The 11,640-nt window shown below is 67.3% G+C and carries 11 protein-coding genes; 4 read left to right on the top strand and 7 right to left on the bottom strand.

Translation table 11 applies throughout. The features are described 5' to 3' along the window. The first annotated feature begins 178 nt into the window (after window positions 1-178). Window positions 179-1,333, top strand: a complete 1,155-nt coding sequence (locus C1878_RS12745; RefSeq protein ID WP_114602000.1) for a Fic family protein — start codon at window positions 179-181, stop codon at window positions 1,331-1,333. Between the two features lie 77 nt (window positions 1,334-1,410). Here C1878_RS12745 and C1878_RS12740 read toward each other — a convergent pair whose 3' ends face one another. Further along, a complete protein-coding gene (locus C1878_RS12740) occupies window positions 1,411-2,217 on the bottom strand; it encodes an MBL fold metallo-hydrolase (protein WP_114601999.1) in 807 nt (268 codons plus the stop codon). A gap of 190 nt (window positions 2,218-2,407) precedes the next feature. On the opposite strand from C1878_RS12740, the gene C1878_RS12735 reads away from it, so the two are divergent. From C1878_RS12735 to C1878_RS12725, 3 genes are all read left to right on the top strand, one after another. Continuing rightward, a complete protein-coding gene (locus C1878_RS12735; RefSeq protein ID WP_114601998.1) occupies window positions 2,408-2,611 on the top strand; it encodes a helix-turn-helix transcriptional regulator in 204 nt (67 codons plus the stop codon). Next, window positions 2,608-3,024: a hypothetical protein gene (locus C1878_RS12730; protein ID WP_114601997.1), complete on the top strand. Its 417-nt coding sequence runs from the start codon at window positions 2,608-2,610 to the stop codon at window positions 3,022-3,024. The genes C1878_RS12735 and C1878_RS12730 overlap by 4 nt, the downstream gene beginning before the upstream one ends. Window positions 3,025-3,175: 151 nt before the next feature. Then, a complete protein-coding gene (locus tag C1878_RS12725) occupies window positions 3,176-4,240 on the top strand; it encodes a PTS transporter subunit IIC (RefSeq protein WP_114601996.1) in 1,065 nt (354 codons plus the stop codon). A gap of 9 nt (window positions 4,241-4,249) precedes the next feature. Here the strand turns inward: C1878_RS12725 and C1878_RS12720 are convergent, their stop codons facing one another. The 6 genes from C1878_RS12720 to C1878_RS12690 form a co-directional block, all read right to left on the bottom strand. Beyond that, a complete protein-coding gene (locus tag C1878_RS12720; protein ID WP_114601995.1) occupies window positions 4,250-5,083 on the bottom strand; it encodes a purine-nucleoside phosphorylase in 834 nt (277 codons plus the stop codon). Window positions 5,084-5,175: 92 nt separating this feature from the next. Continuing rightward, on the bottom strand, window positions 5,176-5,688 hold the full coding sequence (locus C1878_RS12715) for an L-2-amino-thiazoline-4-carboxylic acid hydrolase (protein WP_114601994.1): 513 nt from the start codon (window positions 5,686-5,688) through the stop codon (window positions 5,176-5,178). Between the two features lie 480 nt (window positions 5,689-6,168). Then, window positions 6,169-7,224, bottom strand: a complete 1,056-nt coding sequence (locus C1878_RS12710) for a HemK/PrmC family methyltransferase (protein WP_241963738.1) — start codon at window positions 7,222-7,224, stop codon at window positions 6,169-6,171. 212 nt (window positions 7,225-7,436) lie between these two features. Next, entirely contained in the window at window positions 7,437-8,519 is a 1,083-nt protein-coding gene (prfA, locus tag C1878_RS12705; RefSeq protein ID WP_241963737.1) for a peptide chain release factor 1, read from the bottom strand. A gap of 379 nt (window positions 8,520-8,898) precedes the next feature. Then, complete coding sequence (trxB, locus tag C1878_RS12695; protein ID WP_114601992.1) at window positions 8,899-9,876, bottom strand: thioredoxin-disulfide reductase; 978 nt, start codon at window positions 9,874-9,876, stop codon at window positions 8,899-8,901. A gap of 217 nt (window positions 9,877-10,093) precedes the next feature. Continuing rightward, entirely contained in the window at window positions 10,094-11,440 is a 1,347-nt protein-coding gene (locus C1878_RS12690) for an MATE family efflux transporter (protein WP_114601991.1), read from the bottom strand. Window positions 11,441-11,640: the final 200 nt, after the last annotated feature.

Here is an 11,640-nt window from a genome sequence, read left to right as displayed (position 1 = left end):
GGTCGAATATTCCTTGATGAAACTATTCTATTGATTGAATAAATAATCCCGAGGAGAATCGTGCGTATTGACTGTTACGAAGAAACTGGCCGTTAACTTAGTCCATATTGTCACTTAGCACTTGTATACTATAGGCGTCCAAGCATAATTCGTTATCGAAGCAAGGGAGGTTTGCTGCATGGCTCTGGAAAAAGCGAGCGCGCCATCGAGCCAGCACGACACCGTTCGCCCCTTGTCCCGCATCGAGCTGCAGCTGGACAACGAGACCGCGCGCATGCTGGGCGACGCCGAGCTGGCCGTGCGCTCGCTCGACCGCCGTCGGGGCGACGCCCTCGCCGAGCAGGCGTTCGCCGACGCCTGCCTGCACATCGAGTCCATTGCCAACATCAAGATGACCGGCAAGCAGGCCAGCGCGCAGCACGTGTTCCGCACCGCCGTCATGCAACCCCAGCAGAAGGACAGCAAGGGCGAGCAGGCGAAATCGGAATCGCTCAGGAACACCGACGCCCTTTTGACGGCCTGCGAGCTGGGAAACGGCCCCATCCGCAAGGACACCTTCGGCGAGATCCATCGTCACCTGCTCACGGGCACGACGCGCGAATCCTTCAAAGGGCTGCTCCGCACCAACGCCAAGCAAGTGGGCGGCAGCCGCTACCACTCGTTCGGGTCGCCCTACCGCACGCCCGATCCGGCCGATATACCCCCGTTGCTGGGCGACTTGGCCGTCTTCTGCGACCATGCCGAGCTGCCAGCCGTCGCGCAGGCGGCGCTCGCGCACGTGCAGTTCATCGCCATCCATCCCTTCGAGCGCGCCAACGGCAAAACGGCGCGGGCCATCATCCAGCTGGTTTTCCAACACCGCGGGCTCATTTCGAAGGCCATCGCGCCGCTGTCGCTGTCCATGGTCATCTCGTCGCACGACTACCAGAAGGGCGTCATGTCCACCATGCAGAACCTCCTGGCGGACCGGCCCGACGTGCAGGAGCTGAACGCCTGGCTGCGCTATTTCTGCACCTGCTGCACGCGCGCCGTCGACGAGGCCGTCGCTTTCGAGCGGAAGGCGGCGACGCTGCAGAACGCTTGGCTCTCCCACCTGGGAACGCGCTCCGATTCGGCCACCACGTTGCTCGTGCGCGCGCTGCCGGGCATTCCCGTGTTCACCGCCGCCAGCGCCGCCGCCTACATCGACCGCAGCTTCAAACGGGCCACGTCGGCCGTTGACGAACTGATGGAGGCAGGCGTCGTCGAGCAGATCACCGAGGGCAAGCGAAACCGCGTGTTCGAGTGCCCCGGCATCATCGGCGCCTACGCCGGCATCACGGGCTTCCAATAGGCAGCCGAACCAGGGATGCCCCGTGCGACTGGCGATCAGTGCGCATCCCTCTTCGTTCCGCGCGCCCGCCCCCGGCGCTACCGCACGCTCACCAGCAGGTCCTGGAACGCCGCCTGCACCCGGGCCGGGTGGCCGGCACGCGCGACGACGGACGCCAGCGCCTCGGCGGGCAGCCGGTAGGTGTTGTTGTTCTGGGAGATGTGCATGGCCACCACCTGCTCCAGCTCGCCGCACAGAAGCCGTTCCAGTTCCTCGGCCGCCTGCACGTTCGAGAGGTGTCCCACTTCGGACCCCACGCGGCGCTTCACCGGGTAGGGGTACGGGCCGTCGGCGAGCATCTGCACGTCGTGGTTGCTTTCCAACGCCAGCAGCCGCACGCCCGAAAGCGCCTCGTCGGCCTCCCCCGTCACCATGCCGGTGTCGGTCATGAACCCCGCGACGTCGCCGCCCGCCGCTTCGAAGCGGAACCCGCACGAGGCGGCGGCGTCGTGCGACGTGCGGAACACGTGCACGGACATGCCCGCGAGCGACAGCGCGTCGCCCGCGCGAAGCGCGCGCACGTCGTGCGCGCCCCCGAGCGAACCCACCTCGTTGCTGGCGGCGCGCACGGCGTCGTCCACGTACACCGCGGGCGCGACGCCCTGCTTCGCCAGGCCCCGCAGCACCACGCCGAGGCCCTTCGTGTGGTCGGTGTGCTCGTGGGTTACAACTATGGCGGCCAGGTTCGCCGGATCGAAGCCCGCCTCGGCCGAGCGCGCGAAGAAATCGCGCTTGCATATCCCGCAGTCCACCAGCACGCCGGCGCCCGTCGCCGTGTCCTCCACGATGGCCGCGTTACCGCGGCTTCCGCTGGCCAGCACGTGCAATGCCAAACGACGTTCCATCCGCTTCTCTCCCCGTCCGTCTCCCGCGCTTGTCTCGCATCCGATTGTACCCCGGATCAGCGCGCGTTCGCGAGCAAACGCGCGCTCTCCCCCATATTCTCAAATGGAAAGTTAGCTTTACATTTGAGATCGATGCGCTTATACTGTATGGAAAGCTAGCTTTACATATGTGCATTCGAAAGGACCGCGTATGGAGAACCGCCTGGAGGAGATCCGCAAGGAGCGCGGCATCAAGCAGGAAGACCTCGCGCTGGAGCTGGGCGTGTCGCGCCAAACCATCAGCTCACTCGAGAAGGGGCGCTACAACCCCTCCATCCTGCTGGCGTTCAAGATAGCCCGCCGCTTCGACCTGAGCATAGAAGACGTGTTCATCTACCGAGAGGAAGACCGATGAAGAACCAGCCCGCCGTCATCACCCTGTCTTTGGGGATCCTGTTCACCCTCGCCACCGTCGCGTTCGCCTTCAACGTGGCCGGCGTGTCCGACGCGCTTCCGCTGGGGGCGCAGGCGGCCTTCGGCCTGGGCGGCTGCGCGTTCGCGCTCGTGGTCTGCGGCATCGCCGCGCTGGTGCAGAAGCCCACGAAGGCCCAGATCATCGAGCAAACCGACGAGCGCAACGTCGCCATCGGCAACCTGGCCGCCACCAAGGCGTTCAACCTCTTCACCGTGCTCGTGCCCGTGGTCGCCCTCGTGCTGTGGGTTCTGGGCCAGGTGACCCTCGCGGGCGTGCTCGCCATCATCACCCTGGAGGTGGTGGTGTTCGCAGCCTATCTCGTGTTCATCGCCCGCGCGCAGAGGACCATGTAGGAGCGAAGGGCGCGAAAGCATGCCGAACACCCGCCCAAGACGCACGCCTGCCGCCCGCACGCGCCGCGCTTCGCGCGCTTCGCCTACCATGGATGCACGAGCAATCCCAACCAGAACCGCATAACCGCGTCTGCATCCGAAGGGGAACGGCATGCCCAAGCACTCCATCGCAGCATTCCTTGCACGCAAGGACATCGAGGTGTCGTTTCAGCGCTACGCCATCGACGCGCTGTCGGCCATGGCCCAGGGGCTGTTCGCCTCGCTGCTCATCGGCACCATTCTCTCCACCGTAGGCGACCTAGCGGGCCTCGCCTTCCTGAACGAGATCGGCGCGTTCGCCAAGAGCGTGGCGGGGCCGGCCATGGCCATCGCCATCGGCTACGCGCTCCGCGCGCCCGCGCTCGTGCTGTTCTCGCTCGCGGCCGTGGGATACGCCGCCAACGCGGCGGGAGGCGCCGGCGGACCCTTGGCCGTGCTCGTCATCGCCATCGTGGCCGCGGAGCTGGGCAAGGCGGTGTCGAAGGAGACGAAGGTGGACATCATCGTCACACCCGCCGTCACCATCCTCGCCGGCTGCGGGCTGGCGCTGGCCGTGGCCCCGTGGATAGGCGCGCTGGCCTCGTCGGTGGGCGGGTTCATCATGTGGGCCACGGAGCTGCAGCCCCTGTTCATGGGCATCATCGTGTCCGTGGTCATCGGCATCGCGCTCACGCTGCCCATCTCGTCGGCCGCCATCTGCGCGGCTTTGGGGCTCACGGGGCTTGCCGGGGGCGCGGCGCTCGCGGGCTGCTGCGCGCAGATGGTGGGCTTCGCCGTCATGAGCTTTCGCGAGAACCGCTGGGGCGGCCTGCTCTCGCAGGGTCTGGGCACGTCGATGCTGCAGATGGGCAACATCATGAAGAAACCGCTCGTATGGGTACCGCCCATCGTGGCGTCCGCCGTCACCGGGCCGCTGGCCACCTGCGTGTTCGCCCTCCAGCAGAACGGGCCGGCCGTGGCCTCGGGCATGGGCACGTGCGGGCTCGTGGGCCCCATCGGCGTGTACACCGGCTGGGTGGCGGGCATGGAGGCCGGCGCGGCCGCACCGGGCGCGTTCGAGTGGATAGGCCTGGCGCTGGTGTGCCTGGTGCTGCCCGCCGCCATCAGCTGGGCCGTGTGCGCCGCCATGCGCAAGGCCGGCCTCATCGCCGAGGGCGACCTCAAGCTGGAGGACTGATCGCCTTTTCTACAGCCGCTCCACGATGCCCGTGACCAGGCGGGCGAAGTCGGCTTCTCGATCCTTCGCCACGTCGAGCACCTCCTCGTCGGTGGGCGAGGCTCCCTCGATTCCGCACGCCATGTTCGACACGAGCGACATGCCCAGCACGCGCATGCCCACGTGCCGCGCGGCGATGACCTCCTCGCACACGCTCATGGCCACCGTGTCGGCCCCCCAAGAGCGGAAGGCGCGGATCTCGGCCGGCGTCTCGAAGCTCGGCCCCAGAAGGCCCAGGTACACGCCCTCCTGCACGCGGATGCGCAGATCGTCGGCCACTTCATGCGCCAGCCGGCGCAGCTCGGGGTCGTAGGCGTCGAGCATGGAGAAGAACCGGAACGCTATGCCGTCGGGCTCGAGGCCCGCCACGGGGTTGCGTCCGGTGAGGTTGATGTGGTCCTCCATGATGCAGAAGTCGCCCACCCGGTAGCCCTCGTTGATGGCGCCGGCGGCGTTCGTGGTGACGAGCGTGCCGATGCCCAGCCCGTGCATGAGCCACACGGGGTACGCCACCTCCTGTGCGGTGTTGCCCTCGTAGCCGTGCAGGCGGCCCTGCATGGCCAGCACGCATTTCCCGCCCAGGTTTCCGCACACGAAGCGGCCCACGTGGCTCGTGGCCGTGCTCGTCTTCATGTGGGGCACCTCGCCGAAGGGCACGTATACGGCGTCCTCTATCTGCTCGGCCAAGGGACCCAGCCCCGATCCCAATATCATGCCCGCTTCGGGCTTGCGTTCGCCGATGCGCTCGGCCACGACGCGCGCGGACTCGGCCAGGTTCTCTTTCAACACGTTGGGCTGGGACATGGAGGCGCTCCTTGAACTATGAGACGATAGCTACTGTTGGACGTATTCTAACGCATGATGCCCAGGACGACAAAAGCACGAGCGCGGCGTGTCTAGCTCGCCGCGGGCCCGCCGCGGCGCACGTAGCGGATGGCGCAGCAGTCGTCGCCGCGCGCGATGGTCTTGGGCAGGTCCAGCTCCACGCCGTGCGCCTCGCCGATGCCGCGATCTCCGCACATGGCCAGGTCGCACAGGCGGGATATCTCCTCGTCCGTGCATCCCTGCTTCTGCCACGCCTTCACGAGCGGGCAGTAGTGGAAGTCGATGGAGAGCTTGTCGTCGGTGCACTCCACCACCTTCATCTCGAACACGATCTGCGCGCTCTTCGTGAACAGCACCTTCTTCAGGCCCTTGAGGCTCAACGTGGAGCTCTGCTTCACGATCTCGCCGCCCTGGTACAGCCCGCAGCGCTTCACGGCGTCGGCCGCGAAGGAGTCGTCGGGCAGCCCGTGCTTGCGCGCCTCGTCCACCAGCAGGTACAGCCACAGCGCCCGGTGCTCCAACTGCTCGCGCACTTTCACGAACAGCGGAAACGTGTTCTTGGGCTCGTTCACGATGGCGCTCATAAGACCCCTCCCCCTCGTCGACTTTTAACGTAAGGTTCATTATACGGCATGGCGCATCGGGGCCGCCCGAAGCACAGGGGCCGTGCGGGCGTAAGCCGAACAGGCCGCCGGCGGCGCGCGCTGCCAAAAGGACCCGAGGCGACGCGGACGCAACCCGACGAAACAACGCCGTGCGAATCCGGCGCCCATTCCCGAGCAGAATTGACGGTTGGGTACAGATTCCCCAGGTCCGAACCCTCCCGAATGACGTCGTCGACCGCCTTTTCGCCCGCATCGCCCTTGCATGGTTTTTGCGATCTGGGCAAACACGGCTTGATGCGCTGCTCCCCCGTCCGGCTCGCGTTCCCTACCGTGATTTTTGCTCGGAAAAAGCACCACTCTCTTGCACGGAGCCCGAAAGCCGGAGCCCAAGGCGCATCGTGCGGCACGTGGCACGGCTCGGAGCGCGAACCCGTGCAGCGCGCACCCGCTTGAAGGCCCCTAAGCGCGGCGACCTGTCAGCACGCGCGGGCGGCCGGCGAGGTCGGTGACGGAGCGCACGTCCTTGAAGCCCGCACCGGCGGCCAGCCGAGCCGCGTCGTCCAACGACGTCTCGTGCAGTTCGAAGGCGAAGCCGCCGTCCGGTTTGAGCGCGCGGGCGCAGAACTCCAGCAGGCGCCGGAACACGTCGAGGCCGTCCGCGCCGCCGTCGAGCGCGAGCGCAGGCTCGAAGGCGGCCACCTCGCGCGGGACGTCCGCCAGCACGTGCATGGGCACGTAAGGCGGGTTGGACACCACGAGGTCGAGCCGGCCCAAAGCGCTTGCGGGAACGCCCTCGCCCAGGTCGCACTGCACAACGCTCACGCGGTCGGCTACCTCGAGCGCCTCGGCGTTCTCTCGCGCAAGCGCAACGGCCTCGGGCGCGATGTCGGTGGCGATGACGCGGGCGCGCGGATGCTCGTAGGCGATGGAACAGGCAATGCAGCCCGACCCCGTGCACAAGTCGGCCACGAACAGTGGAGACGGGCGGGCGGGCGCAGGCGCTTCGTCAGCCGGCGAAGCGCCATCGGCGGCGACGCCGGCCGGCGTCGCGCCGCCAGGCTCAAGGGACGAGGCTTCCCCGTCCTCCCCCTCCGCCGCCATGGCCGCAAGCAGCTCCTGCGTCTCGGCCTCGGTCATGCGCGAGTCGAGCGCGCGCGGCCGGTCCGCGCCCGGCAGCAAGGCCAGCGCCTCGCTCACCAGCACCTCGGTTTCGGGACGGGGAATCAGCACGCCGGGGCGCACCTTCACCGCGATATGGCGGAAGGCCACCTCGCCGGTGATGTACTGCAGGGGCTCTCCCTTGCCGCGGCGCGCCACGTAATCGCGCAGCACGTCGCGCTCGTCCATCGACAGCGGGCGCTCGAAGCACGTGTACAGCTCGATGCGGCGCATCCCGCAGGCTTCGCCCAAGAGCCATTCTGCCGACAGCCGCGGGTTCTCGTCGCCCTTGCGCGCAAGGTAGCCCTCGGTCCATTCGAGCGCCGCCTTGACGGTCCAGATGTCGTTGTCAGTCAAATCGAATCCCTCTATGTTGGATGCCGTTCGTAGGAGCGCTCTCAAAGGTGCCCGTTCCGCTGCGAACGGGAAACGGGCATCAGCGAAAACCGCCCGCGTCCGCATTCTCGCGCTCCGCGCGAGCGGGCGCTCTAAAGAGCGCCCCTACGGGTGAACCCGACGAGGGCCCTGCCGCCGCCTCCAGGCTCGCCCGGCGGCAGGCCGGCGGAACCTTAGACCGCCGCTTCCAGCCTTTTCGCGCGGTCGGCGGCCTGCAGCGCGGTGATGAGCTCGCCCAGGCTCGCGCCGCCGGCGCCCAGCAGCACGCCGTTGTACGTGCCGTTGTAGCCGATGCGATGGTCGGTCACGCGGTCCTGCGGGCCGTTGTACGTGCGGATCTTCTCGCTTCGGTCGCCGGTGCCTATCTGGCTGCGGCGCTCGGCGCCCTCGGCGGCCTGCTGCTCGGCCAGCATCTTGTCGTACAGGCGCGCTCGCAGCACGGCCATGGCGGCTATCTTGTTCTGCAGCTGGGACTTCTGGTCCTGCGACTGCACCACCAAGCCCGACGGGATGTGCGTGATGCGCACGGCCGAGTCGGTGGTGTTCACGCACTGGCCGCCGGGGCCGCCGGCGCGGTACACGTCGATGCGCAGGTCGTTCTGGTTGATGTCGACCTCCACCTCGTCGGCCTCGGGCAGCACGGCCACGGTGGCCGTGGACGTGTGGATGCGCCCCTGGCTCTCGGTCTTGGGGACGCGCTGCACGCGGTGCACGCCGCTCTCGAACTTCATGAGGGAGTACACCTTGTCGCCCTTGACTTTGAACTGAATCTCCTTGAAGCCGCCTGCCTCGGAGGGCGACACGTCCAGCGTCTCGGTCTTCCACCCCTGCTCGGAGGCGAAGCGCTCGTACATCTTGTACAGGTCGCCCGCGAAGATGGCCGCCTCGTCGCCGCCGGCGCCGGCGCGGATCTCCACGATGATGTCCTTGTCGTCGGCCGGGTCGGCCGGGATGAGCATGAACTTGATGTCCTCTTCCAGCGCGGGCAGACGCGCCTCGATGCCGGCGATCTCCTCCTGCGCGAACTCCTTCATGTCCGCGTCGGAGAGCATCTCCTTCGCCGCCGCCAAGTCGTCGGCGGCCTGCACGTACTCGCGCGCCTTGTTCGCGAGCGGCCCCTGGCTGGCGTACTCCTTGGCCAGGCGGTTGTATTCCTTTTGGTCGGAGAGCACGGCCGGGTCGCCCATACGGGCCTGCAGATCCTTGTAGGCCTCGATGATCTTCTCGAGCTTCTCTCGCATATCCGTTTCCTGCATGTGCGTGGGTGTCCTTCGTGACGTGGTTCCGGTGTATGCGCGGGCGCGGGTATCGCCCCGCGCCCGCGCCTCTTTTCGCAACTGTCCATGATATCAGAGAGCGCCGCAAAGCGCAGCTTATTCGCGCGAAGCGCGAAAACAACCCGCGCAGGTAGACCGTAGGGGCGCTCTCCAGAGCGCCCGTTCGCGCGCAAGCGCGAAAACTACCGCCCAGGTTGGCGCTAGTAAGTCAGCGAGGCCCGCCCTCGTGCCCGAGATCGTGGGGATGGCGGGGGCGAAGCGTACTTCGGTACGCGAGCCCCCGGCATCGCCGCGAGATCGGGTGCGAGGGCGGGCCGCAGCGTCGAGGGGGTTCCGGCGGCCGGCAGGCCGCCGGAACCTAAATGGCCAGGTACTCCGCGGCCTCCTCGGCGCACAGGGCGCCATCGGCCACGGCGGTGACCACCTGGCGCAGGCCCTTCGTGCGCACGTCGCCGGCCACGTAGACGCCGGGCACCTCGGTCGCGCCCGTCTCGTCGGCCACGATGTAGCCCGTCTCGTCCGTCGTCAGCGCGCCGTCGAGAAACTCGGTGTTGGGCTCGGTTCCCACGGCCACGAACAGGCCGTCCACGGCGATGTCGCGCTCCTCGCCGGAATCGAGCAGCTCCACGCGCACGCCCGCGAGCTTGCCCTCGTCGGCCACGAGCTTGCGCGGCACGGCGTTCCACACGAACTCGAGGTTCGGCAGGTCCTCCAAGCGCTTGTGGTAGATGGCGGTGGCGCGCAGCTTGTCGCGGCGGTGCACCAGGTACACCTTCTTGCAGATACGCGACAGGTAGATGGCATCGGCCGCGGCCGTGTTGCCGCCGCCCACCACCATGACGTCCTTGTCGCGGAAGAAGTTGCCGTCGCACGTGGCGCAGTACGACACGCCGCGGCCCTGCAGGTCGTCCTCAAGCTCCAACCCCAGCTTGCGCGGACGGGCGCCGGTGGCGATGATGACGCTGTTGGCGCGGTACTCGTTGAAAGCGGTCTTGAGCACCTTGGGGTTCTGGGTGAAGTCCACGCCCAGAACCTCCTCGCCCACATGGCGCACGCCGAAGCGGTCGGCCTGCTGCTTCATGGCGAAGGCCAGCTCGAAGCCGTTCGTGCCGTCGGGGAAGCCCGGGTAGTTCTCCATATGCTCGGTCTGCGCGAGCTGGCCGCCCGGCGCGATGCGCTCGAACAGCGCGGTTTCGAGCCCGGCGCGCGCGGCGTAGAGCCCGGCGGTGAGCCCGGCGGGGCCCGCGCCGACCACGGCGACGTCGATGACCTGATTTTGAGCCGCGGCTGCCTTGCACTCCGTGGATGTTGCGTTGTTGACGGGTTCCTCTGTCATGGGGAAGCCTCCTATCGCGGAACGTATGCGTTTGCTCCCCAGTATAGGGGTCGTCGGCCAATTGTCACCGAAACGGCACCACTATACGCTGAATATGCAGGAATCGATGGAAAACGGCAGGGAAGCCGAAATGCTCGCCGACCGCCGGCGCGCCCCGCCGCCGACCCCGCAGGGGCGCTCTCCAGAGCGCTCCTGCGAAGGGAGGCCCGCAATCTCGCTAGCAAGCCTCGCCCGCAGGCTGCGCCGCCACCGCCGCTTGCTCGGCGCGGCGCCGGTGGCGGAGGCGCAGGAGGGCGCCCGCCGCGCACGCCAGCACCATCTGCACGATGGTCACCGAGAACCAGATGCCGTCCACGCCGGCGACGCGCGCGATGCCGAACACCACCAGCACCACGAGCACCGCCTCGCCGTACACGATGGCGTTCGACGCCTTCGCGTCGTCCACCGCGTAGAAGTACGACGTGGACGCGTGCGTGAACCCGTAGAACACGTAGGCCATCGAGAAGATGGGCAGCGCGTACGCCACGATGGCCGCCGTCTCGGCCGACGAGCCGAACAGCAGGGGCACCTGGTCGCGCAGCAGGTACATGGCCAGAAGACCGACGGCGCCCAGGCTGATGGTTATGACGTAGTTCGTGTTCCTGAACCTCCGCACGCCGTCGGCGTCGCCCATGCCGTAGTGCTTCGAGATGAGCGGCTGGCTTCCGTCTCCCACACCCTGGATGAGCATCTGGATGACGCAGGCGGTGTACGACACCACGGCGTAGGCGGCAAGCGCCGTCTCGCCGCCGTAGGCCGACAGGTTCACGTTGATGGCGACCACGGTGGCCTCGGGCAGAAGCGTCAACCCGAACGGCGCCATGCCCAGCTTGAGCGCGTGCGCGACGATCTTGCCGTCGGGACGCAGGTCGGCCCGCGCGATGCGGTTCCTCTTCATCAGGAAGAACACGAGCACCGGCACGAACGCCGCCGCCTGCGACACCGCCGTGGCAGCAGCGGCGCCGGCCGTCCCCCAGCCCATCAGCATGACGAACACGTAGTCCAACGCCACGTTCATAAGGCCCGCGAGCACCTGCACGGCCATGGCGAAGCCCACCCGGCCCTGGTTGCGGATGAGCGGCGTGCAGCCCGTGACGAATATCTGGAACGGAACGCCCCACGCGATGACGCTCGTGTACGCAACCGCCTGCGCGAGCGTCTCGCCCTGCCCGCCCAGAAGCCGGCAGATAGGCTCGGCGGCGAACAGCAGCAGCGCCATGACGGGCAGCGCCGCCGCAAGCAGCATGACGAACGTCGTGCCCACGGCGCGCCGCGACTTCGCCTCGTCGCCCGCGCCCCGCGCGATGGACGAGATCACACCGCCGCCCATGCCGATGCCCGTGCCCACGGCCATGACGAACGCCACGAGCGGGAACGCCACGTTGATGCCGGCCACGCCCGCGTCGCCCACCGCATGCCCCACGAACATGCCGTCCACGATGCTGTACACGCTCGCCAGCGTGAACGTGAGCATCGTGGGCAGGATGTAGCGCAGGTACTCTTTCAACATGCTTTTCTTGATCATGACGATTCGCTCCGATGAGTCTCTTGCTTCATGTATTGACCGCATGCTACTCTAAACCTTAAAGTGGCTTTAAAGTAAAGACGCAAGAAGAGATGAATCGCACAATCTTCAAACTGCGCGCTCCATCAGCAACGACGGCGTAGAGAGCACGCGAGCGCAACGGCGCAAGGAAGCAGGGAGCCACGCAAGCGCGACGAAGC

Source organism: Gordonibacter sp. 28C (genome assembly GCF_003339845.1).
Taxonomy (GTDB): domain Bacteria; phylum Actinomycetota; class Coriobacteriia; order Coriobacteriales; family Eggerthellaceae; genus Gordonibacter.
The sequence above is the reverse complement of the archived record's forward strand: the minus strand, read 5'-3'. Positions and strand labels throughout refer to the sequence as shown.